The organism is Megasphaera sp. SC8-1, from assembly GCF_024436295.1.
In the GTDB taxonomy this organism is placed as follows: Bacteria; Bacillota; Negativicutes; order Veillonellales; family Megasphaeraceae; genus Megasphaera; species Megasphaera elsdenii.
The window spans coordinates 37,024-58,501 of sequence record NZ_JANFQH010000032.1 but is presented as its reverse complement, the minus strand read 5'-3'; the positions used below and the strand labels follow the sequence as shown (position 1 = coordinate 58,501).

Genomic DNA, 21,478 nt, shown 5'->3' with positions numbered 1-21,478 from the left:
CCTACGACCTGCCCCTACGAGCCACGAATCATTATTTTTTCGGTTCTACCATATAGGTCGTCTGGTCGGTGAAGATGACGTAGCCTGGAACGGCGTGGGCCGGCTTTTTGACGTGGCGCACGAGGGTGCAGTCGACTTCGACTTTCGAGCTTTCCCGGGCCTTGCTGTAGTACGCTGCCAGCTGGGCCGCCCGTTCGATCTGGGCGTCGGTCGGCGTCACGTTGTGGCAGGCCAGGATGACGTGCGAGCCGGGCTGGTTCTTGACGTGGAACCAGAGGTCGTAGGGATGGGCCTTCTTCAAGGTCAGGAAATCGTTCTGGCGGTTGTTGCGGCCGACCCAGATGTCCAGGCCGTCGGCTTTGAGGGTCAAGATGTCCTGGGCCGATTCTTTCTTAAGCTTGTCCCGGTTGTGGCCGCTGATGAGGTTCATCTGTTTCATTTCCGCTTTGATGTCGGCAATTTCATCTTTGGTGCTCGTATTTTCCAAGGCGTATTCCAGAGAATAGAGGTAATCCAGGTGTTTCTGGTTCTCTTCGTGGAGCTGGGCCGACATCTGCTTGCGGTTGCGCATCTTTGTATAGCGCTTGTAATAGCGATTGGCATTGTCGGTCATGGAATAGGCCGGATTCAAGGGGATGGTCACCTTTTCCTGGGCTTCGGACAGGAGATTTTGGACGGTCACTTCTTTTTCATGGTCGTGCTTTTCATAGGCGTAGATCATGAGCAAGTCGCCATAGAGCTTGTACGTGTCCATCTTTTTCGTTTCTTTCATTTCGCTGGCAATGCGCTTGATCTTGCGCTTCTGCTTTTCGATGAGCTTGCCCACTTTCTTCTGGAGCTGTTCCTGTTCGCCGTTGAGGCTGCGGTGCGTAGCCTGGTATTCGCTGAGGTAGGTCTCGATGAGGCTGAAGTGGCGCCGCGGATATGGGGCCAGGCTGTGCAGTTCCAGCGGGAAAATGACTTCCTTGCCCTTGACCGTATAGACGTAGGCCCCGGACATGCCTTCCAGGCGCTTGCCAAAGGCTTCGACCGTGCGGCACCAGGCGAAACGGTCTGCCGGTGACAGTTCCCCAACGGGACGCGCCGCGTCGATGCCCGAATCATAAGACAGTTCGTTGAGGACAATCGTGCTCATGCCATTGAAGCGCTTGAGCATCCACGTCTTGAGCGGTTCGTCTGTCCCCGTTTCCATCATATCCGTCAGTTCCTGCGCTGAAAAAGCAAAGGGATCCATGCGCATGAAGTTCGGCGGGAAGGCATAAGGTTCCTTGGGCGCGATGGTCCGCAAGGCCTGTTTATTCTTGCCCGTCTTGATGAGGGCTTCGATGATGGTACCGTCTTCGGTGAAGATGACGTTGCTGTATTTCCCCATGAGTTCCACGTGGATTTTGCGCGTCACCAGGCGGCCCGACATGTCGAGGACGTCGACGGCGATTTCGATGAGCCGGTCCAGATGCAGCTGGGCAATGGAGGCGATGCGGCCATTTTCATAGTATTTGCGCAGGAACATGCAAAGCCCTGTCGGAATGTCCGGCGTCGGCGGCATCGTATCGGCAACATACAAGCGCGGCGAATCGTCCAGGGTGATGACCAGGTGGTGGATACCCGTATTGTTGAAGACGCGGAAGTAAAGAGACCGGGCATCGAGCTGATAAATCTTAGAAATCTGGCCGCCCTTGAGGATGTCAGCCAGTTCGTTGGTAATGCAATGTAATGTGATACCATCCAGATTCATGATGATACCTCCTTATCGTAATTCTCACTGAAACAAACAATCTTTTTAATGATACCATGTTTTGCCGCATCCTGTGAAGAGGGGCGTCTTTCAACTGCAAACTTAATACTCAAAAAGGGCTTGTCGTCATGCGACAAGCCCTTTTTCACTGCTTCAAATACCAGCTCAAGGGCTGGGCTTTGGCAGCGGGGTTATTGTTTTGCGAGTCCTTAGCGGCGGCGAAGATGAGAGAATCACGATACATCTTGGCTACGGTCTCTAAGGTTTCCAGGCGGTAAAAGGCCTGGGTCAGATTTTGGCCGACGGTGGCAGCGCCGTGACGTTCCATGAGGAAGACATCCGCCCCTTCTGCGGCTTCGGCACAGGCCAGGGCCAGGGCTTCCGATCCCGGCGACGCATAGGGTACGGTCGGCACCGGTCCCAGGACCAGGGTTCCTTCGGTGACGATGTCTGGCCGGAAGGGGATGCCGGCTACGGTCAGGGCCGTTGCCGTGATGGGATGGGCGTGGATGATGGCCTTTACGTCATCTCGCTTCCGATAAATTTCCAAATGGAGGGCCGATTCGGACGACGCCTTCCCCGTCCCTTCCAGGACATGGCCGTCGAGGTCGACGACGAGCAGGTGCTTGGGCTTCAGCTCTCCTTTCGGCACGCCTGACGGCGTAATGACGATGGCCCCGTCGCTGCGGCGGAAACTGATATTGCCATCGCAGGCCGTGACCAGGCCGGCTTCTTTCATCTGGGCGCCGATGCGGCACAGTGTTTTCTTGGTATCCACTCTCCCTGCCCCCTTTTAGCGCATGGACGGCATATTGCGGCCGTTATAGATTTCCAACATTTCCTGGTGTACTTGACGGCGTATCTGCTGCTGCTGGCGCGGCGTCAAGTCGTCCTTGGTGATGTTGAACAAATAATTATCCAAATCGAAATCGTGGAGGACCATCTTGGTATGGAAGATGTTTTCCTGGTAGACGTTGACATCGATCATATCGTAACGGTTGCGCGTCGCCGGGGCGATGTAATTCTGGATGGAATTGATGCGGTGATCGATGAACAGCTTCTTGCCGTTCATATCGCGCGTAAAGCCGCGGACGCGGTAATCGAGGGTGACGATGTCCGAATCGAAACTGTCCAGGAGGTAATTCAAAGCATTGAGCGGCGAAATGCGGCCGCACGTCGAGACGTCGATATCAGCCCGGAAAGTCATGATGCCCTTTTGGGGATGGCTTTCGGGATAGGTATGGACCGTCAAGTGGCTCTTGTCGAGATGACAGACGACGTCGGCATCGTTCACTTCTTCTTCGGAAATGAGGATGGTGACGCTGGCCCCTTGCGGGTCGTAATCCTGACTGGCCACATTGAGGATGTGCGCGCCGATGATATCCGACACGTTGCGCAGGATCTGGGTCAGCCGTTCGGCATTATACTGTTCATCGATGTATTCGATGTACTGGCGGCGTGACTCGTCACTGACAGCATAGCAAATGTCATACATGTTGAAGCTCAGGGTCTTGGTCAGGTTGTTGAACCCGTAGAGCTTGAGTTTATTATTTTTCATGAATTTCCCCCACCCATTCCTGCAAGAGTTACCGTTTGATTCGTTCGATCTCGCGAAAAGCGACATCTTTAATAGCCCCGTCTTCGATGGACACGATGGCATACGTCCCCTGCCGGTTGTCCCGGGGCAGGCCGATGCTGCCGGGATTGACGACCCATAAATCGCCTTCGGTCTTGATGAAGCGGCGGTGCGTATGGCCAAAAGCGACGAGATCCGCCTGATGCTGGCGGCCCAGCTCGACGAGCTTCTGCCAGCGCCGTTCGCCATACCACTGACAGCCGTGGATGGCGACGATGCGGATGCCGCCGACGGTAATGCAGCGACATTCGGGATCGTTCGTACGGGTCATATAGTCGTTATTGCCCAGGACGGCGTAGACCGGGACGCCCGTATAGATGGCCAGGTCTTCGCCGTCATCGCAGTAGTCGCCGCAATGGATCCAGGCAGCGACGTCCGGTGCCGTATCGGCCATGCGCGACAGACATTCAAAGCGGCCGTGGCTGTCACTGACCAGGCCGACGCGGACCGTACTCATGACAAGGCCTCGACGAGCTTTTTCAAGGCTTTGCCGCGATGGCTGATTTCATTCTTTTCGGCCATGGACAGCTCTGCCATGGTCTTGCCCTTGTCGGGTACGTAAAACAGCGGATCATAGCCGAAGCCGTTCTGGCCGGCATAGAAGTCGCGCAGGATGCCGTCACAGCTCCCTTCAGCCGTCACCGTCTGGCCGTCCGGCCAGATGAGGACGAGGGAACAGATGTAGTGGACCGTCCGCTGTTCCGGCGGAAAGGCGGCCAAGTCGGCGATGAGCTTCTGGTTATTGGCTTCATCGTCGCAGTCCGGGCCGGCATAGCGCGCCGAGTAGACACCGGGCCGGCCGCCGAGGGCGTCGGCGGCAATGCCCGAATCGTCCGCCAGGCAGGGCAGGCCGGTAGCCTTCATGTAATACGTCGCTTTGAGCAGGGCATTTTCGGCAAAGGTCGTCCCCGTCTCTTCCGGTTCGGTGATGTCGGCGATGACGTCGTGGACGGAGACGGCTTCGTAGCCCAAAGGTTCCAGGATGCTCTTGAACTCCCGGATTTTTCCGGCATTATGCGTTGCCAGTACGATTTTTTCTGCCACAGGCCTTTCTCCTTAGTCCTTATTCCGGTTCTTGACGAACTGGGCGTAATTCTTGATGACGACGATCGGCGTCTTCTGGGATGCATTGCCGAAGGGGTTGTCGATGAGGATCTTGGCGATTTCCTTCGGGTTCAGGCCTTTGCTGTGGCCGAGGACAGCCGAACGCTTGAGGTCGTTGACGTCAGCGACGACGGCGCCGTAGCAGCCCATGCGCTGTTTGATCTTTTCAGCCACTTTATCCGGTTCAGCCGGGCCGTAGACGATGCATTTATCAAAAGGCGGCATCGTGCCGGTGACATCATCTGTCAGCGAGGCCTGGCGGCATTTGGCATACCATACGCCATTCTTGCCGACGAGTTTGGCCAGGAAGCCGACGAAGAACCAGAACATCATCTTCCATTCGCCTTCCAGGTTCATGGCTGCCTGCATGCCATAGAGGCTGGCCATGCTGCCTTCGCCGGGGACGAAGCGGCGCATGAGGCGGGCCTGCCACGACGGCGTCAGTTCTTCCGGGCGGGTGTAGCGGCGCTGGGTAATGGCGACGACACTTTCGGCCGAGCAGACCAGATCATCCGGGCCGACGATGTCTTTCGCATATTCTTCAATGACATCGACAATATCATCTTTATCCGTAAGGATTCTCGTTTTTACAGGTACTAATTCTAATTCTGCCATCTCGTTAAAACCTCCTAGTTCTGTTCCAATGCGTGCTGTACTTCCGAAGCCTTCAAGGTGATGCGGGCTTTATGGATGTACCATTCGCTGCGGGAAACGACCTGATATACCAAATCGATGGGCATGTCAGGGAAGGTCTTCAAGTCTTCGCGGATATTGCCGTCTTTGCTGACCAGGGCGATGGTGACGCGGATCATGCCTTTGTCGCCAGGGTTGAAGATGACCGATTCCCAATAATTATCATCGCGTTCAGCGGCTTTATTGGCCAGCTGGGAATGGACGATGACTTTGTCATACTGTTCGCGGGGCAGCAGGGTCCGGGGATAGAAGTCCATGATGGTGCCGAGCTGACGGCCGGCATTGTGGATGGGCACTTCCGTTTCAAAGACAGCCGTATCCTGAGTCATCTGCTTCAGTTCGAACGGTTTACGGCGGCGGGCTTCAATGACGAAGCGGGCATCGCCCTGCCGCCAGGCAAAGAGGCGGAATAAAAGGTACAAGACAGCGACAATGCCGATGACGGCAATGACAACATTGAGTAAGACATAGAAAAACACGACGCAAGACTCCTTTTGTATAATATTTTAATAACCATTAAGTGAGGGAAATTTCTTCAGCCGTAAATTCATTGGCCGGGATGAGATGCTGGGCCAGGCGGGACCCGCGGCCACTCTCTGCCGTAAAGCACAGGCGGAGGTTCCCCGGTTCCGGCTGCTTATTGAGGAGGCCGTCCTTTTTCAGGACGTCCAGCGTTTCCAGGGCCATTTCGTGAGCGGGATCGACGAAGGCGATGGAATCACCGCAGAGCTCTTCGAACAAGGGCTGGACAAAGGGAAAATGGGTGCAGCCGAAGATGGCCGTATCGGCGCCGGAATGAAGGACCGGTTCCGTATAGCGCTTCAAGGGCTCGCGGATTTCCGGGCCGTCGAGGACGCCCCGTTCGATGAGATTGGCCAGGGCCGGGCAGGACTGTTCGACGATTTCGATGTCCGGATCCATGGCAGCCGCCACTTTGCGATGACTGTGATTGGCGATGGTGAGCGGCGTAGCAAAGACGGCTATCTTTTTGGTCGCACTGATTTCCCGGGCCGTCCGCAGTCCCCGGCTCATGCCGATGAGGGGATACGGCACTTCCCGGACGACCGTATCATAGGCGACGGCGGTCACGGTGTTGCAGCCGATGGCGACGAGCTTGACGCCCTGGGCCGTCATGAAACGGAGGATGTCCCGCGTATAGGCCAGGATTTCCTCCGGCGTCCGCGTCCCGTAAGGGTTGCGCTTGGTATCGCCGACATAGATGATATTTTCATGAGGCAGCAGCATCCGCAGCTTGGCGACGACCGTCAGGCCGCCGACGCCGGAATCAAAGACGCCAATAGGCTGTGCATTACGTTCCATGGACCCCTCCCCCGGCCTGGGCAGCCGCTTTGTCTTCGGCATACATGGCCTGTAACTTCTTATAATCGGCCTCATCGAGGCGGGCGACTTTGCCGCTGTCCTTGTGGGCAAAGACATTCTGCGTCGTCCCCGTCGCCAGCAGGCGGTGGTCATCGTGATGGACGATGCGGTACGAAAAGACCATCTGCGCCCGGCTCAGCTTGACCAGCCGCGTCTCGATATCGATGGTATCGGCATAGTTGATGGGGCTGATGTACTCGCAGGACACGCTCTTGATGGGATAGGAAATGCCCTGGTCCAGCAAGGCGAACAAATCGATGCCGGCAGCTGCCAGGTATTCACAGCGGCCGCACTCGAACCAGCGGATATGATTGGAATGATGGGCAATGCCCATCATGTCGGTCTCATAGAACCGCACTTTTTCAACAACAGTAATCATAAGTTCTTAACTCCTAACTTTATGCATCTTTCATTATGCACACGCATACTATTTTACGATGAGGAAGTATGTTTGTCAAAGGAAAAAGAGCTGTCCACGACAGCTCTTTTTTCCCAGCCTTCACACATGGACGCGGAAGAACGGGAACATATGACGTACTTTTTCACGGTGTTCCGGTTTGACATAAGTCCCGGCCAGGCGCAGGGCCGCGGCGACGACGGCCGCATCATCGAGCCAGCCGAGCCCGGCAAAGACATCGGGCACGAAATCAAAGGGCAGGATGACATACCCCAAGGCCCCCATCAGGGCCAGTTTGATGAACTTCGGCGTGTCTTCATCCTGCATGCAGTAAAAAATCGTCAGGAGCTTCGGCAAAAAGTGGACCTTTCTCCCTGTCTTGCGGATAAAAGTGACAAACTTGCCAGGCGTATAAAAACGTGCAAAAAAGCGCAGTATCTTCCACATGGGCCTTCACCTTACTTTTTATCTTCCAAAGGGATCTTGGCATCTTCTACGGCGGCTTTGACCTTGTCTTCGACGGACAGGCCTTCACTGTCGGCAGGAGCTGCCGTTTCAGCCTTGGCGTCCGTGCCGGCTGCCGTAGCTGCTTCTGCAGCTGCTGTTTCCGCTTTGCCGGCTTCTCCGTCTTTGGTTTCTTCTGCTTTTTCTTCGACGATTTCGTCGACCAGGTCATCGTGATGGCGGACGGTGTGATAGAGTTCTTCCCCTTTTTCCTTGACGTCCTGGAAGCGTTCTTTGGCGACGCCGCCCCATTTCTTCATGAAATCGATGGTTTCATCGCCGAGGGGGACGTTCTTCAAGGGATTTTCCTTGAGCTTATCGACCTGTTCCCGGGCTTTATCCTTCCATTCGCCCATCATGTCGATGTAGGGACCCATGTCGGTAGGCATGCCGTCTTTCAGCCAGCGCTGGGTAACGCGGCCCAGGCTGTACGTGATGCCGACGGCAACCGGGACCTGGATGGCGCTGAAAGGAATGATCGTCGTCAGCAGGCTGCCGGCGACACGGCTGCCGACGGCGCCAAGGAAGGCGATGAGGGCCCGTTCACTCAATTTGACGTCATAGACTCTGGCAATGCGGCTGACCAGATAGACTTCGTTGGCCATGAGGGCCACCGTCCCGACGAGGGGCGCGATGACGATGGCGCCGGCGCGGGCAGCAGCCCAGCGGCACAGCATTTCGACTTTCACGTCTTTGTCTTCCGTCGATTGTTCCATGGCCTTGACGACACTGGCAGCGGCTTCTTCCGTCGACTGGGACTGCGCCTTCACATCGGCCAGTTCCTGTTTCAGGGCTGCAATTTCAGCCTGCAGTTCTTCCACTGTCTTTGCTTCTTCTTTGTATACTTCTTCTGCCATAACAAACACCCCAATCTTTAACGTATTAAAATTTATACTTTATATTTTCCCATGTTTCTACCAGCTTGTCAAACCCCCATCGACAGGAAGTGCGGCCGCCGTAATGAATGACGCGTCCTCGCTGAGGAGGAAGGCAATGGCCTTGGCCACTTCGTCGGCCCGGGCCAGGCGGTACAAGGGGTACTGCTCTTTCATGGTATCTTTCGTCGTGTCGGGATGGTCCCGGAGCTGCTGTTCCAGCAGGGGCGTCTCGACATCGCCAGGACAGACGCAGTTGACCCGTATCTGGTGCGGTGCCGCTTCCAGGGCCAGGGATTTGGTAAAGGCCACGACGGCACCTTTCGTCGCCCCATAGAGGGAACAGGCCACGTTGCCCTGAAGGCCGGCATCACTGCTGACGGTGACGATGCTTCCGGGCTTGTGCCGCAAGTACGGCAGGGCATGGCGGCAGAGATACATCGTCCCGAAGACGTTGATGGAAAACAGGCGCTGCATATCGTCAGGCGTGACATTTTCCAAGAGATTCTCTTCATAGACGCCGGCCGACGTGACCAGGCCGTCGAGGCCGCCGAACTGGCGGACCGTCTCTTCGACCATCCGGCGGCAGTCGTCGTCGCTTACTACGTCGCCTTGAATATAAAAGGTCCGGCCGGGCCGAGCCAGGAAAGCCAGGGCAGCCTCCCCCTTTTCTTGATGACGGCCGCTGATGGCGACGTTCCAGCCCCGGTCCAATAACACAGCCGCCGTCGCCAGGCCGATGCCCGACGTGCCGCCGCTGATAAGTACCGTATCCATATCGTCCCTCCTACATGATCCCAAAATAAGATAAGCCCAATTTGCCGATGAGGACGATCGTCACGGCCAACATGACCAGGCGGACGAAACCCGTGCCACGGCGGATGGCCAGGCGGGAGCCGAAGAAAGCGCCCGTAAAGATGCATACGGCCATGGCGATGCCGTAGACGTAGAGAATCTGGCCCCACCAGATGAGGAGAACGAAAGAGGTCACATTGCTCATGAGGTTGAGGATCTTGGCATTGCCCGCAGCCGTGACGAAGTCGAAGCCCAAAGTGGCGAAGCCGACGATGAGGAAGGTCCCCGTCCCCGGCCCGATAAAGCCGTCATAGAAGCCAATAGCCAGGGCCATGACCAGGGCGGCCAGGACATTGCCCCGGGTGTTGCCGCTGTACGTACTGACGGCGCCGAGCTGGCGCTGGGTAAAGACGAAGGCCGCTGCGGCGATGAGGGCGACGATGATGATGGGCTGGAGCCATTCGCTGGGCAGATAGAGCATGACCAGGCAGCCCAGGACGGCGCCGACGAAGGTTCCCGGCAGGATCCGCTTCAACAGGCCCATATCGACCTTGCCAGCCCGCCAGAACTGCCAGGCGCTCATGACGGCGCCAAAGGTAGCGGAGAACTTATTGGTCCCGATGGCCAGATGCGGCGGCAGGCCAGCGGCTAAGAGGACCGGCAGGGAAATGAGACCGCCACCGCCGGCAATGGAATCGACGAAACCGGCCAAAAAGCCTCCGGCCATGATGAAGAGCAGCAGCGACGCCGATAAGGTCGTATGAAAAAGTTGAAATTCCATGAAAAAATACTCCTTTTTGGAAAAAAACTCCTCTTGCTTCGCAAAGCGAAACCGAGGAGACCCTTTTCTCAATGTTCATATATCAAATCCGTCGCCGCACCGGCTGTCTGCGGCCGCAGGAGGCGGACGATTTCTTTGCCGATGATCCGCGCACCGTCGCGATGACAGTCGAGACTGGCTTCCGCCATGGCTTCCAGTTCTTCCGGATGCGTCAGGAGGCCGGCTGCGACCGATACCAGGTCTTCCTGCTTCTTGACCCAGCGGGCACAACCCTTGGACTGCATATACGTCGCATTGGCTTCTTCCTGGCCCGGGATGGGACTGTACAGGACCATCGGCACCTGGACGGCTGCCGCTTCGGTACAGGTCAGGGCACCGGGCTTCGTGACCAGCAGCGACGCCCGGCACATGAGCTGGGGAATCTGGTTGGTATAGCCCAGGATATCGACGGGATGGCGCAATTCACTGCGCATCTTGCACAGTTCGTCGTACAAGTCGGCGTTGTAGCCGGTGACGACGGTGAAGCTGTCGACGGCATCGAGGCGGTCCAGCAGGGTCAGGGACTGCTTGATGGACCCCATGCCCAGGCCGCCGCCCATGATGAGGACGTTCTTGTCAGCTTCATGAGCCGCATCCCAATGCCAGCGTTCCTGTTCGAAGGCCTTGCGCACGGGGATGCCCGATACGACGACCTTATCGGCAGCGATGCCCTGTTCGACGAGCAGGTCCTTGAGCTGGGATGCAGCCACACAGTAGACGTCGATCTGGGGATAGACCCAGAGCTGGTGGATGGCGAAATCCGTAATGACCCCTACCAGGGGGATGTCGAGGCGGTGCTGGCGCTTCAAAAGGGCCGCCGCCCCTGCCGGGAAGGGATGCGTGAAGACGAGGACATCGGGCTTCTTTTCGGCCAATACCTTGAGCATCCGCCGCTTGAGCCCCCAGGCAAAGAGCGTCTTGACGACGAGTCCCTTCTTATATCCTTGTGACGAATAGTACATCAAATCGTACAGCATGGGAAAGACGTCGAGGATTTTGATATACGTTTCCTTGACGATGTTGTCGATAGACAGGACATCGTTGGACAGGAAATCCAGGTGTTCCACTTCACATTCTTCGGGAATGGTCTTGACGTATTCTTCTATCGCCCGTGCTGCCTGTGTATGCCCCGTGCCGATAGATGCGGACAGGATCAGGACTTTCTTCTTTGTCATGCATGATACCCTCTTTTATAAACAGCATTAGTCTAGTAGCTCATACTACTATGGTACGACAATTTGCAAGAAAAGAAAAGGGCCGTTTTTCATGCGGCCCTTCGAAATCGTACCTTATTTGTTGTTGACCAAATCTTTGAGCTGTTTGCCAGCTTTGAAAGCCGGGGTCTTGGAAGCTTCGATCTGAATCGGTTCGTTGTTGCGCGGGTTGCGGCCTTCGCGGGCTTTGCGCTGACGGACTTCAAAAGTACCAAAACCGATGATCTGGACTTTGTCGCCTTTCGTAAGGCTGTCGCTGATAACGCTGAATACGGCTTTTACGGCTTTTTCAGCATCTTTTTTGGTGATTTCTGCTTCATTGGCTACTGCAGCGATTAATTCTGTTTTGTTCATGTTACTAGGTCCTCCTTTAAATCGTTACATTGCGTAACGCTAACAGTCTGTATTTTCTTTCTGCCGTTCTATCTGTTTCGCTTCCTTCCAGAATGAGTCGAGCTCATCCAGGGAAAAAGCCTCCCACGGCCGGCCCGACTGGCGGACCCGGTCCTCTACGTGAGCAAAGCGGCGTCGGAATTTACTGTTAGCCCGATGTAACGCACATTCCGGCTCTATATGATAGTGTCGGCATAAATTTGCAAAGACGAACAGCACATCCCCAGCTTCTTCTTCGGAATGGACGGGATTCCCTTCGCCAAGGGCCTGGCGGAACTCTTCCCATTCTTCGTGGAACTTATCCCAGACGCCCTGGACATCGGGCCAGTCGAAACCGGTCTTGGCCGCTTTTTCCTGAAGCTTGTCCGCAGCCAGGAGCGACGGCAGGCCGTGAACGACACCATCCAGCAAGTGAGCATGCTGCTGGCGTTGTTCGCCTTGCTTTAATCTATCCCAGTTTAACATACTCGTACCTATGTTTTCAAGGCTTTTTTGGCTAAAAACGTGGGGATGGCGCCGAATCATCTTATCGGTGACGTCTTTTACGACATCTTGGGCCGAAAAAAGACCTTTTTCCTGGGCAATGCGGGCGTGGATGGCGACCTGGTAGAGGATATCCCCCAATTCCTCGCGGATACCGTCGATATCGTGGCTGTCGATGGCATCGAGCATTTCATAGACTTCCTCGATGAGGTAGCGGCGCAAGGACCGATGAGTCTGGGACCGGTCCCAGGGGCAGCCGTCTTCGCGGCGCAGGCGCGCCGTCACGTCGACGATGGGCGTCACGTCAAAGGGCATCGCCTCGTCCCCTTCACGGCGCCGGGCTTCTTCCAGGAGCTGGCACACGGCCCGGGCCATGGCCGGTCCGCCCGGGACGGTATGGACGACGGCGTGGAGGCGGCTTTCACGCAGCAGGAAGGCGATGACCGGCGCATAAGCTTCGGCAAAGGACTGGCCGTCCCGGCCATACGAATCCAGGGGCCGGTCGTCGCAGCCTAAAGGGATGATCTTGATTTCCATAGCAGTTCCTCATTTCTCGGCAAATATGCCTATGCCTGCCATTATAACACGGAGTCCGTCATTTGTCGCGTTTTTCCGGAAAAAGGACGTCCCATAAGACCTGACGGACATAGGGACCATAAGTTCCTTTTAAAGCAGCTCCAGGACCGTGCAGGGCCGCTGTAACGATGTCCGACAGGATACGGGCCCGGGCCGGCGAAAAAGCACTCTTCCTGCCGGCCAGGCCGTGCAGATCCCGGAGCTGGAAAGCCGCCCGGTCATAATCTTCCTTGACGATGAGCCAACGCACCTGGAACAGGGCCTGTACGTCGCGGTGGAAGCGGCGCAGGCCGCCGCAATGGTCCCACCAGGCATAAAACCGTTCTTCCTGCCGCCGGCGCAGGGACAGGCGCAGCAGGGCCAGCAGCGGGCGCAGGTACTGCTGTCGGCTATAAGAGCCAGGCGGCTGCCGCTGTAGGAGCTTCCGGGCCCGGTCATAGTACTGCTCGGCCTGGTCATAGGCCCGGCCGGGCTGATCCGTTAGGGCCAGCTGGCCCGCCCGTTCCAGGAGGACCCCTAAGAGGTAGGGATATTCCGGCTGGTCCGGCTGGCGCTGCCAGGCCGCCAGGAAGTCGCGGACCAGCCGGCGGCAGCGGCAGATCCGTCCAATCCGGTTCCCCGCCGCCAGGGGCCGGCCGTAGAGCAGGGAGATTTCTTCCAACAAAGACGATCGCAGGGACAGGTAATGAAAGTCCTGCCGGAGTTCATGAGGCAGATACATGAGCAAACCTTCTTTCTCTTCCATTTTCTCCAGTCTAACAGAGAAAAATGAAAAAAACCTGAAAAGCAAGGCTTTCCAGGTTAAGATTTGCTTAGAAAATCATGGCTGGCTCAGTTTCGTCAGCAGACGGATGAGTTCGGCTTGTTCGTCTTCGCTGAGGCGGTTCATGAGCGTCGAGATGCGCAGGTAATGACCGGGCAGGACCTGGTCCATGAACTGGCGTCCCCGGGCCGTGAGGCTGACCTTCTTGCCCCGCTTGTCTTCCTGGTCGATGACGACCGTCGCCAGGCCGTCACGGACCATACGCTTGACCATGGTCGTAATCGTCGCCCGGGTCACGCCGGTCTTGGCCGCCAGCTGCGACGGCGCAATCCCTTCCGGGTTCTGGTGCAGGACGATCATGACCCGCAGCTTCCCCTGGGACAGATGATACTGTTTCGTCAGGACGTCGTTGATGGACGACCGGATGATTTCTGCAGCCTGTGAAATGCGCAGCATCGCCAAGACCGCCGATGGTTCGATTTCCGGGACGAGCCGGGCGTGTTCTTCCAATTCTTCCCTCGTCGGGAACGCTTCAAATCTCATAGTCTTCCCCTCTTTTGTTAGCTTACTAACAAAAAGTATAAAATAAAACGAGGAAAAATACAAGCTTTTTCCTCGTTTTATGAAAGTTTCTTTATAATATATGCGTCAGGGTTACATATTCTTGCTGCGCAGGTCGGCTAAGATGGCCTGGACGCGGGCGACAGCCTGGTCGATGGGAACGACTTCCTGTTCGCCAGTCCGGCGGACCTTGATTTCGACAGTCCCTTCGGCAGCACTCTTCTTGCCGACGGTGATCCGGACAGGATAGCCGATGAGGTCGGCGTCGTTGAATTTGACGCCAGCCCGTTCGTTACGGTCGTCGAGGAGGACATCGGCTTTGGCAGCCTGCAGGGCCTGATAGAGGTCGCCGGCAATGCGGACCTGGTCCTGGTCCTTGCTGCTGACCGGGACGATGGCCACTTCAAAGGGCGCAATGGCGACAGGCCACATGATACCGTGTTCATCGTGGAACTGTTCGATAGCTGCCGCAATGGTACGGGTGACGCCGATGCCGTAGCAGCCCATGACGTACGGTTTCGCCTTGCCGTTCTGGTCGAGGAAGGTCGCATGGAGGGCTTCGGAGTACTTCGTGCCCAGTTCAAAGACCTGGCCGACTTCGATGCCGCGGACGATTTCGACAGGCGCGCCGCAGTGCGGGCATTTGTCGCCTTCGACCATGTTGCGGATCGTCGTGACCGTGACGTCCTTGAAATCGCGGGACGGATTGACGTTCTGGTAGTGATAGCCGGCCTTGTTGGCCCCGGTGACGCCATTGGGGACGTTCATAGCCGACGGGTCGACGAGGACGAAGAAGGTTTCATTATCCGGTTTGTCGGCACCCATGGGGCTCATGTAGCCCGGCTGGAGGCCGTGGGCCTTCAATTCATCTTCTGTGGCCGGTTCGATGACATTGCCGCCGACGAAGTTCTGGACAGCGACGTCATTGACTTCATGGTCGCCGCGGACCATGCAGAGGACCGTCTTTTCGCCATCAATAGTAAAGGCGACGGCTTTGATCGTCTTTTCTACGGGGATGTGCAGGAACTGGGCCAGGTCTTCAATGGTCGAGCAGTTCGGCGTTTCGATGAGTTCCACATCTTTTGCGTCTTCTGCCGGCATTTCCACGGCCTGGGGGACGGCCTTTTCGATATCGGCTGCATAGTCGCATTTCGAGCACGATACGATTTCGGCTTCGCCGGCCTGGGCCAGGGCCATAAATTCGTGTGTATGGTTGCCGCCGATCTGACCGCTGTCGGCTTCGACAGGCTTGAAGTTCAAGCCGCAGCGCGTGAAGATGCGCGTGTAAGCCTCGTATTCATCCTGATAGCTCTTGTGCAGGCCTTCTTCGTCGACGTCGAAGGAATAGGCGTCTTTCATGACAAATTCGCGGCTGCGCATGAGGCCGAAACGTGGACGGATTTCGTCGCGGTATTTATTCTGCATCTGCCACAGGGTGACAGGCATCTGCTTGTACGAACGCAGTTCATTGCGGACCAGGGTCGTAATCAGTTCTTCGTGAGTCGGACCGAGGCAGAAATGATTGCCATGGCGGTCTTCCAGTTTGAACATTTCCGGACCATAAGCATTCCAGCGGCCCGATTCATGCCAGATTTCAGCGGGCTGCATGATGGGCATCATGATTTCCTGGGCGCCGATGTTTTCCATTTCTTCGCGGACAATGGCTTCGATCTTGAGTTCGACCCGGCGGCCTAAGGGCAGGAAAGAATACAAGCCGCCGCCGTTCTTGCGGATCATCCCGGCTTTCAACATATACTGATGGCTGGCGATTTCGGCGTCTGCCGGGATTTCCCGCAGCGTCGGACTATACAATTTCGATGCTAACATGAGTTAAGACTCCTTTGCAATGGTTTTTTCGATTTCTTCCACCAGGCTGGACACGAGCTGGTCTTCCGGCACCGTGCGCAGGACCTGGCCGTGGGAAAAGACGATGCCCTTCCCCTGGCCGCCGGCAATGCCGAAGTCGGCTTCCCGCGCTTCGCCCGGGCCGTTGACGACACAGCCCATGACGGCGACCTTGATGGGGACGGTCAGATGAGAAATGGCCTGTTCGACTTCCTGGGCCAGGTCGATGAGGTGGACCTGGGTCCGGCCACAGGTCGGGCAGGAAATGAGGGTCGGCCCGAAATGGCGCAGGCCGAGGGAACTGAGGATGGTCTGGCCGGCCTTGATTTCTTCGACAGGGTCACCGGTCAGGGATACGCGGATCGTATCGCCGATGCCCTCGTGAAGCAGCGTGCCGATGCCGATGGCCGACTTGATGCTGCCTTCGCGGACCAGGCCGGCTTCGGTCACGCCCAGGTGCAGGGCATAGGGGACCTTGTCGGCCAATCTTTCATAAGCTTCGATCATCAAGGGGACGTCGGAAGCCTTGAGGGAAATGACCATGTTGCGGTAATCCATGCGTTCCAGGATGCGGATATGGCGCAATGCCCCTTCGACCATCCCTTCTGCTGTCGGATGGCCGCCGCTCTGGGCCAGGATATCCTCCGGCAGGGATCCCGTATTGATGCCGATGCGGATGGGGATGCCTTTGGGACGCACTTTTTCGACGACTTTGACGACGTTTTCGTCAGCGCCGATATTGCCCGGATTGATGCGCAGGGCCTGGACGCCGCTGTCGACGGCCGCCAGGGCCAGGCGGTAATCGAAGTGGATATCGGCTACGATGGGGATATCCACGGCCTGGACGACGGCTGCCAAGCCCTTGGCCGCTTCCATATCGGGAACGGCAAAGCGCAAGATTTCAGCCCCATACGAGGCCAGGCGGCGGGCATCGACGACGGCTTCGGCCATGTGGGCCGGGTTGACCGTCGACATGGTCTGGACCGATACGGGGGCATCGCCGCCGATGATCACCGAACCAGCCCGGACGGGAAGAGATTTTCTACGTTTCATGAAAAGCCTGCCTTTCTAAAAGCGGCTGAGATCCTGAAACATGGCGAACAGGAACAGGGAACCCAAGAGGACGGCCCCTGTGACCTGAATATAATACAACGCCCGTTTCGGCATCCGCCGGCGCGTAATTCCTTCGAGAATCAACAAGATAAAATAGCCTCCATCCAGCAAGGGGACGGGCAGGAGATTCAAGATGCCCAGGTTGATGCTGAGGAAAGCCGTGAACATGAGCAGATTGGAAAAACCCGAAGCGGCGACCTGGCCAGCCAGCTGGGCCACGCCGATTGGGCCGGCGACTTCCGCCTTTTCCCGGCCCGTCACCATATCATAGAGGCCGACGACCATGAGCTGGCAGAGCTTGCCCGTCCGCTGGACGGCCATGCCGGCCGATTCAAAGAAACCATGGGCTTCGCGGGTCGTCATGGGCATGACGCCGAGCATGGCCTTTTTCGAGGCACTGTCCACTTCGGGCACCAGTTCGACGCCCTGCACCTGGCCGTCCCGTTCGATTTCCACGGTGACGACGTCATGGCTGTACGGTGCAACGGCCTGGGAAATATCGGTCCACTTGGAAATATCCTGATTGCCGATACGGATGATGCGGTCGCCTGCCGTAAGGCCTGCCTGTTCCGCCGGCGAACCGGAAATGGTCGAGCCGACGACGGCTTCTGGCGATACCGTCACCGTACCGATGGCAAAGAACAGTCCCCACAGGAGGAAGATGGCCAGGATGAAGTTCATGATCCCGCCGGCAGCGATGACGATCATGCGCTTCCAGACGGGTTTGTTGAGGAAAGACTTTTCATTCAATACTTCATCTTCGGTCATGCCGGCAATGCGGTTGAACCCGCCGAGAGGGACGGCCCGCAGGGAATATTCTGTATCACCGCGGCGTACACTGTACACTTTGGGACCAAAACCGAGTGCGAACTCATCGACCTGCATCCCTGCCCACTTGGCCGTCGCGAAATGGCCCAGTTCATGGACGAAGATGATGACACTGAAGACGAAGATCGTCGCTAAAATAGTAAGACCCACGGGAAATCCCCTTTCTACAACAAGGAAGCAGCACAGCGGCGGGCCCAGGCGTCGGCCTGGCGGATAGACGCCAAGGTGACGTCGTGCGAGACCGTGTGCCGTTCCATGACAGTACGGACAATGTCAAAAATACGCGTAAAGGAAATTTCTTTACGCAAAAACGCATAGACAGCGACTTCATTGGCCCCGTTGAGGACACAGGGCATGGTCCCGCCGATGCGGCCCGCTTCATAGGCCAGGCCGATGGAAGGGAACTTCTCGTCATCAGGCGGGAAAAATTCCAGCGACCCCAGGGTCTTCCAGTCGATGGGCCGGGCGCCGCGGACGGTCATCCGGTCCGGATAAGTAAAGGCGTACTGGATGGGCAGGCGCATGTCGGGCAGGCCCAGCTGGGCCAGGATGGAGCCGTCGATGAACTCGATCATGGAGTGGATGATGCTCTGCGGCTGGATGACGACTTCGATCTTGTCGAAGGGCATGTGGAACAGCCAGTGCGCTTCGATGACTTCCAGGCCTTTATTGAACATCGTCGCCGAATCGATGGTAATCTTGCCGCCCATGTTCCACGTCGGATGCTTCAGGCACTGTTCGACCGTGATGGACGAAAATTCCGACACCGGCCGGCGGAAATGAGGGCCGCCGGAAGCCGTGATGAGCAGCTTGGCCACTTCCCTTTCCTGTCGTCCCTGGAGACACTGGAAAATAGCGCCGTGTTCACTGTCGACGGGCAGGATGCGGACACCGCGGGCAGCGGCCTCTTTCATGACCAGCTCGCCGGCAGCGACGAGGGTCTCTTTATTGGCCAAGGCAATGTCCATGCCCTTTTCGATGGCATGCAGTGTCGGTTCGATACCGGCGGCACCGACGAGGGACGTCAGGACGATGCGGGCGTCACATTCATCGATGAGCTTCAACAACCCTTCGCTGCCGGAAAAGACAGTACACGCCGGGCCGACGGCGCGGCGCAGTTCGTCAGCGGCCTTTTCGTCGACCATGCAGGCCCATTTCACCTGATGGTCCTGTACCTGCCGGGCCACGGCCTGCCAATGGGAATAGGCAGCGACGCCGGCCAGGCGGAAGGCATCCGGATGGGCTTCGATGACGTCGACAGCCTGGGTCCCGATGGAACCGGTGCTGCCTAAAATCAGAATATCCTTCATTCCCCTGCCCTCCTTAAATAACCAGAATCAAATAGGCATACAGTGCCGGCGCTGCAAAGAGGAGGCTGTCGAAGCGGTCCAGGACACCGCCGTGGCCGGGAATGATGTTTCCCGAATCCTTGACGCCGCAGACGCGCTTCAAGATGGATTCGACCAAGTCTCCCAAAGGCGCCATGATGCCGACGATGATGCCGATGGCCAAGGCATGGAGCACGGAGAATTTAAAGATCAGCGAGAAAATGATGGCTACCGCCAGGGTGCCGACGAAACCGCCGATAGCCCCTTCGCGGGTCTTGCCGGGGCTGATAGCCGGGCAGAGCTTGACTTTGCCCATCATCTTGCCGACGGCGAAGGCAAAGGTATCACTGGCCCAGGTCGAGAAGATGAGGAGAAAGACGAAGAACCGCGCCGGTTCCAGCATGACGGCGCTGAAACTGCTGCCCATGAAGGACGCGACGGAACCGCTGCGCAGGGCCAGCATAGCCAGAAAGCCGCAGCCGATGTAGAGCAGGCCGTATAACGTATAGGCGCTGTCTACGGGCTTGACCTTATCGTGAAAGAACACCGTCCGCAGCATGAGCCAGCAGAGCAGGCCCAGAGCCAGGACGAGCATGGCCTTGGTACTGCCGAACCAATAGGCTGCTAAGATGGCGACGAGCCAGACGGCACCGCATTTGTCTGCGGGCACGGCATGGAGCTTGCGGACCAGGTTGCCGTATTCGTACCAGGCGACGAGGGATAACAAGGCCATCATGAGGAAAAACAGCCAGTTCCCTTCGTAAATCACAAAAATCGTAAAGGCACCGCCGACGATGCCTGTCAGTATTCGTTTTGCCAACATATCATATACCTTCCCTGATTTATTTTAAGCCGCCGAAGCGCCGTTCCCGGCCCTGGAAGGATAGAATCGCTTCGACCAGGGTATCCTTGGTGAAATCGGGCCAGCAGAGCTGGGTGAACCAGAACTCGGCATAGGCCATCTGCCACAGGAGGAAATTGCTGACCCGCTTGTCCGCACCGGGACGGATGAGCAGGTCCACGTCGTTTTCCGGGTCCGTATACAGGTACTGGGCCAATGTCGCTTCGGTAATCTCTTCGGGCTGAATCGTCCCGGCCTGGACGGCTTCGGCCAGCCTGCGGGCGGCCTGGGTGATTTCCAGGCGGCCGCCGTAATTGACAGCCACGTTGAGGATGAGGCCTGTGTTGGCAGCCATGTCCGCTTCGGCCTGGGCAAAGGCTTCCTGCAAATCCGGGTGGAGCCGCTTCATATCACCGATGACATGGAGCCGCACGTTGTGTTCCTTGAGTTCCAAGAGATTCTTGCTCAAGTAACTCTTCATGAGCTTCATGATGTACGACACTTCTTCATCAGGGCGCTTCCAGTTCTCCGTCGAAAAGGCATAGACCGTCAGGACCTTGATGCCCAGGTCATCGGCGGCGATGACGATGCGCTTCAGCGTATCGGCGCCGGCGCGGTGGCCGTAACTGCGGGGCAAGCCTTTGCGCTTGGCCCAGCGGCCGTTGCCATCCATGATGATGGCCACGTGGCGGGGAATATTATGGGGATCCAGCATCCCCTCGGATACGGAGCCGGAAGTTTCTTTCTTTTTGCCAAAAAAGTTAATCATGCTGTACGTCTCCATTTCGCAGCACTGCGGCTACGGAGCTGCTCATTTCCAGGCTGTCATCGACTAACAGGCAGACCGTGCCGTCTTCCCTTTCCTGGGCACGGATGACATAGGTCTGCTGAGGGTCGCAGTGGAAGAAATGGCTCCGCGACACAGTCCGCTCTATGACATAAGGAATATTTTTTTCCTGTAATACAGATTTGGCATACCGTAACGGCATGCCAATAAAAATCCGTATATCCATCATACGGCCATGACTTCTTTTTCTTTTTTCGCTTTGATTTCGTCGATGGCCTTGATTTTTTTATCTGTCAGCTTCTGGATATTTTCCTGACCTTCCTTGCTGTCATCTTCCGTGACTTCCTTCTTCTTTTCCATCTTCTTGATGGTTTCGTTGGCGTCGCGGCGGATGTTGCGGATGACAACTTTCGAGTCTTCAGCGATCTTGCTGACTTTCTTGCTCAGTTCTTTACGGCGTTCTTCCGTCAGCTGGGGAATTTCCAGGCGGATGATTTTGCCGTCGTTGTTCGGGTTCAGGCCCAAGTCAGACTTGAGGATGGCCTTTTCGATTTCACCGAGCATCTTCGGTTCCCACGGAGCGATGGTGATCATGCGCGGTTCCGGGACCGATACGTTGGCGACCTGTTTGACCGGTGTCGGCGTACCGTAGTAGTCGACGGTAATCCGGTCCAGCAGGGATGTGCTGGCGCGGCCCGTGCGGATCGACGACAATTCCCGTTTCAGGGCTTCGATGGTCTTGTCCATCTTTTCTTCGTGCTGGGCAATGATTTCTTTTACTTCCATGTCAATCACTTCCTTATTTTA

General features: G+C 56.8%; 26 protein-coding genes. All 26 read right to left on the bottom strand.

The window, feature by feature from the left end; translation table 11 throughout:
• Positions 1-31 precede the first annotated feature (31 nt).
• The 26 genes from NOS26_RS10125 to frr all read right to left on the bottom strand — a co-directional run bounded on the left by NOS26_RS10125 (position 32) and on the right by frr (position 21,457).
• The gene (locus NOS26_RS10125) at positions 32-1,735 is read right to left on the bottom strand and encodes an NFACT family protein (RefSeq protein WP_255917688.1); all 1,704 of its coding nucleotides are present in this window, start codon (positions 1,733-1,735) and stop codon (positions 32-34) included.
• A 145-nt stretch (positions 1,736-1,880) separates the two neighbouring features.
• Positions 1,881-2,513 (bottom strand): class II aldolase/adducin family protein, encoded by a 633-nt coding sequence (locus tag NOS26_RS10120; protein WP_255917687.1) that lies wholly within the window; start codon positions 2,511-2,513, stop codon positions 1,881-1,883.
• 15 nt (positions 2,514-2,528) lie between these two features.
• Positions 2,529-3,293 (bottom strand): adenosylmethionine decarboxylase, encoded by a 765-nt coding sequence (gene speD / locus NOS26_RS10115; protein ID WP_014016726.1) that lies wholly within the window; start codon positions 3,291-3,293, stop codon positions 2,529-2,531.
• 28 nt (positions 3,294-3,321) lie between these two features.
• Positions 3,322-3,828, bottom strand: coding sequence for a metallophosphoesterase (locus NOS26_RS10110; RefSeq protein ID WP_014016727.1), 507 nt, complete (start codon positions 3,826-3,828; stop codon positions 3,322-3,324).
• On the bottom strand, positions 3,825-4,415 hold the full coding sequence (locus NOS26_RS10105; RefSeq protein WP_204904087.1) for an XTP/dITP diphosphatase: 591 nt from the start codon (positions 4,413-4,415) through the stop codon (positions 3,825-3,827). The genes NOS26_RS10110 and NOS26_RS10105 overlap by 4 nt, the downstream gene beginning before the upstream one ends.
• A 12-nt stretch (positions 4,416-4,427) precedes the next feature.
• A complete protein-coding gene (locus NOS26_RS10100) occupies positions 4,428-5,090 on the bottom strand; it encodes a coenzyme F420-0:L-glutamate ligase (RefSeq protein WP_014016729.1) in 663 nt (220 codons plus the stop codon).
• Between the two features lie 14 nt (positions 5,091-5,104).
• Positions 5,105-5,647, bottom strand: coding sequence for a hypothetical protein (locus NOS26_RS10095; protein WP_014016730.1), 543 nt, complete (start codon positions 5,645-5,647; stop codon positions 5,105-5,107).
• 37 nt (positions 5,648-5,684) lie between these two features.
• Positions 5,685-6,488: a glutamate racemase gene (gene murI / locus NOS26_RS10090; RefSeq protein ID WP_014016731.1), complete on the bottom strand. Its 804-nt coding sequence runs from the start codon at positions 6,486-6,488 to the stop codon at positions 5,685-5,687.
• Positions 6,478-6,927, bottom strand: coding sequence for a thioesterase family protein (locus NOS26_RS10085; protein WP_014016732.1), 450 nt, complete (start codon positions 6,925-6,927; stop codon positions 6,478-6,480). Before NOS26_RS10085 ends, murI begins: the two co-directional genes overlap by 11 nt.
• A gap of 120 nt (positions 6,928-7,047) precedes the next feature.
• On the bottom strand, positions 7,048-7,392 hold the full coding sequence (locus NOS26_RS10080; RefSeq protein ID WP_255917685.1) for a YkvA family protein: 345 nt from the start codon (positions 7,390-7,392) through the stop codon (positions 7,048-7,050).
• 11 nt (positions 7,393-7,403) lie between these two features.
• Entirely contained in the window at positions 7,404-8,306 is a 903-nt protein-coding gene (locus tag NOS26_RS10075; protein ID WP_014016734.1) for a hypothetical protein, read from the bottom strand.
• Between the two features lie 57 nt (positions 8,307-8,363).
• A complete protein-coding gene (locus NOS26_RS10070) occupies positions 8,364-9,101 on the bottom strand; it encodes an SDR family NAD(P)-dependent oxidoreductase (RefSeq protein WP_014016735.1) in 738 nt (245 codons plus the stop codon).
• 10 nt (positions 9,102-9,111) lie between these two features.
• Positions 9,112-9,900 carry a TSUP family transporter gene (locus tag NOS26_RS10065; protein WP_014016736.1) on the bottom strand — a complete coding sequence of 263 codons (789 nt, stop codon included), beginning with the start codon at positions 9,898-9,900 and terminating at the stop codon, positions 9,112-9,114.
• A gap of 68 nt (positions 9,901-9,968) precedes the next feature.
• Positions 9,969-11,114 (bottom strand): glycosyltransferase, encoded by a 1,146-nt coding sequence (locus NOS26_RS10060; RefSeq protein ID WP_255917684.1) that lies wholly within the window; start codon positions 11,112-11,114, stop codon positions 9,969-9,971.
• A gap of 114 nt (positions 11,115-11,228) precedes the next feature.
• A complete protein-coding gene (locus tag NOS26_RS10055; RefSeq protein ID WP_014016738.1) occupies positions 11,229-11,507 on the bottom strand; it encodes an HU family DNA-binding protein in 279 nt (92 codons plus the stop codon).
• Between the two features lie 39 nt (positions 11,508-11,546).
• Positions 11,547-12,566, bottom strand: a complete 1,020-nt coding sequence (gene mazG, locus NOS26_RS10050; protein WP_255917683.1) for a nucleoside triphosphate pyrophosphohydrolase — start codon at positions 12,564-12,566, stop codon at positions 11,547-11,549.
• Between the two features lie 58 nt (positions 12,567-12,624).
• On the bottom strand, positions 12,625-13,350 hold the full coding sequence (locus NOS26_RS10045) for a hypothetical protein (protein ID WP_255917682.1): 726 nt from the start codon (positions 13,348-13,350) through the stop codon (positions 12,625-12,627).
• A 75-nt stretch (positions 13,351-13,425) separates the two neighbouring features.
• Positions 13,426-13,911 carry a MarR family winged helix-turn-helix transcriptional regulator gene (locus tag NOS26_RS10040; protein ID WP_014016741.1) on the bottom strand — a complete coding sequence of 162 codons (486 nt, stop codon included), beginning with the start codon at positions 13,909-13,911 and terminating at the stop codon, positions 13,426-13,428.
• A 111-nt stretch (positions 13,912-14,022) separates the two neighbouring features.
• Positions 14,023-15,756: a proline--tRNA ligase gene (locus tag NOS26_RS10035; RefSeq protein ID WP_022497772.1), complete on the bottom strand. Its 1,734-nt coding sequence runs from the start codon at positions 15,754-15,756 to the stop codon at positions 14,023-14,025.
• Between the two features lie 3 nt (positions 15,757-15,759).
• Positions 15,760-16,827 carry a flavodoxin-dependent (E)-4-hydroxy-3-methylbut-2-enyl-diphosphate synthase gene (gene ispG, locus NOS26_RS10030; RefSeq protein WP_014016743.1) on the bottom strand — a complete coding sequence of 356 codons (1,068 nt, stop codon included), beginning with the start codon at positions 16,825-16,827 and terminating at the stop codon, positions 15,760-15,762.
• A 15-nt stretch (positions 16,828-16,842) separates the two neighbouring features.
• Positions 16,843-17,865 carry an RIP metalloprotease RseP gene (gene rseP / locus NOS26_RS10025; RefSeq protein ID WP_255917681.1) on the bottom strand — a complete coding sequence of 341 codons (1,023 nt, stop codon included), beginning with the start codon at positions 17,863-17,865 and terminating at the stop codon, positions 16,843-16,845.
• Between the two features lie 14 nt (positions 17,866-17,879).
• Complete coding sequence (locus NOS26_RS10020; RefSeq protein ID WP_054336542.1) at positions 17,880-19,025, bottom strand: 1-deoxy-D-xylulose-5-phosphate reductoisomerase; 1,146 nt, start codon at positions 19,023-19,025, stop codon at positions 17,880-17,882.
• Positions 19,026-19,038: 13 nt separating this feature from the next.
• Positions 19,039-19,866 carry a phosphatidate cytidylyltransferase gene (locus tag NOS26_RS10015; RefSeq protein WP_014016746.1) on the bottom strand — a complete coding sequence of 276 codons (828 nt, stop codon included), beginning with the start codon at positions 19,864-19,866 and terminating at the stop codon, positions 19,039-19,041.
• A gap of 19 nt (positions 19,867-19,885) precedes the next feature.
• Complete coding sequence (locus tag NOS26_RS10010) at positions 19,886-20,653, bottom strand: isoprenyl transferase (protein WP_014016747.1); 768 nt, start codon at positions 20,651-20,653, stop codon at positions 19,886-19,888.
• Positions 20,646-20,900 (bottom strand): hypothetical protein, encoded by a 255-nt coding sequence (locus tag NOS26_RS10005; RefSeq protein ID WP_022497171.1) that lies wholly within the window; start codon positions 20,898-20,900, stop codon positions 20,646-20,648. Before NOS26_RS10005 ends, NOS26_RS10010 begins: the two co-directional genes overlap by 8 nt.
• A complete protein-coding gene (frr, locus tag NOS26_RS10000) occupies positions 20,897-21,457 on the bottom strand; it encodes a ribosome recycling factor (protein ID WP_014016749.1) in 561 nt (186 codons plus the stop codon). The genes NOS26_RS10005 and frr overlap by 4 nt, the downstream gene beginning before the upstream one ends.
• Between the last annotated feature and the right edge of the window lie 21 nt (positions 21,458-21,478).

Coding starts and splice junctions, on each gene's coding strand:
- NOS26_RS10085 (WP_014016732.1), bottom strand. CDS start 6,927: ATGATTACTGTTGTTGAAAAAGTGCGGTTCTATGAGACCGACATGATG.
- mazG (WP_255917683.1), bottom strand. CDS start 12,566: ATGGAAATCAAGATCATCCCTTTAGGCTGCGACGACCGGCCCCTGGAT.
- NOS26_RS10080 (WP_255917685.1), bottom strand. CDS start 7,392: ATGTGGAAGATACTGCGCTTTTTTGCACGTTTTTATACGCCTGGCAAG.
- NOS26_RS10055 (WP_014016738.1), bottom strand. CDS start 11,507: ATGAACAAAACAGAATTAATCGCTGCAGTAGCCAATGAAGCAGAAATC.
- ispG (WP_014016743.1), bottom strand. CDS start 16,827: ATGAAACGTAGAAAATCTCTTCCCGTCCGGGCTGGTTCGGTGATCATC.
- NOS26_RS10100 (WP_014016729.1), bottom strand. CDS start 5,090: ATGGCAGAATTAGAATTAGTACCTGTAAAAACGAGAATCCTTACGGAT.
- NOS26_RS10065 (WP_014016736.1), bottom strand. CDS start 9,900: ATGGAATTTCAACTTTTTCATACGACCTTATCGGCGTCGCTGCTGCTC.
- frr (WP_014016749.1), bottom strand. CDS start 21,457: ATGGAAGTAAAAGAAATCATTGCCCAGCACGAAGAAAAGATGGACAAG.
- NOS26_RS10035 (WP_022497772.1), bottom strand. CDS start 15,756: ATGTTAGCATCGAAATTGTATAGTCCGACGCTGCGGGAAATCCCGGCA.
- NOS26_RS10070 (WP_014016735.1), bottom strand. CDS start 9,101: ATGGATACGGTACTTATCAGCGGCGGCACGTCGGGCATCGGCCTGGCG.
- NOS26_RS10125 (WP_255917688.1), bottom strand. CDS start 1,735: ATGAATCTGGATGGTATCACATTACATTGCATTACCAACGAACTGGCT.
- NOS26_RS10060 (WP_255917684.1), bottom strand. CDS start 11,114: ATGACAAAGAAGAAAGTCCTGATCCTGTCCGCATCTATCGGCACGGGG.
- NOS26_RS10010 (WP_014016747.1), bottom strand. CDS start 20,653: ATGATTAACTTTTTTGGCAAAAAGAAAGAAACTTCCGGCTCCGTATCC.
- NOS26_RS10020 (WP_054336542.1), bottom strand. CDS start 19,025: ATGAAGGATATTCTGATTTTAGGCAGCACCGGTTCCATCGGGACCCAG.
- murI (WP_014016731.1), bottom strand. CDS start 6,488: ATGGAACGTAATGCACAGCCTATTGGCGTCTTTGATTCCGGCGTCGGC.
- NOS26_RS10075 (WP_014016734.1), bottom strand. CDS start 8,306: ATGGCAGAAGAAGTATACAAAGAAGAAGCAAAGACAGTGGAAGAACTG.
- NOS26_RS10110 (WP_014016727.1), bottom strand. CDS start 3,828: ATGAGTACGGTCCGCGTCGGCCTGGTCAGTGACAGCCACGGCCGCTTT.
- NOS26_RS10015 (WP_014016746.1), bottom strand. CDS start 19,866: ATGTTGGCAAAACGAATACTGACAGGCATCGTCGGCGGTGCCTTTACG.
- NOS26_RS10040 (WP_014016741.1), bottom strand. CDS start 13,911: ATGAGATTTGAAGCGTTCCCGACGAGGGAAGAATTGGAAGAACACGCC.
- NOS26_RS10045 (WP_255917682.1), bottom strand. CDS start 13,350: ATGGAAGAGAAAGAAGGTTTGCTCATGTATCTGCCTCATGAACTCCGG.
- speD (WP_014016726.1), bottom strand. CDS start 3,293: ATGAAAAATAATAAACTCAAGCTCTACGGGTTCAACAACCTGACCAAG.
- NOS26_RS10005 (WP_022497171.1), bottom strand. CDS start 20,900: ATGATGGATATACGGATTTTTATTGGCATGCCGTTACGGTATGCCAAA.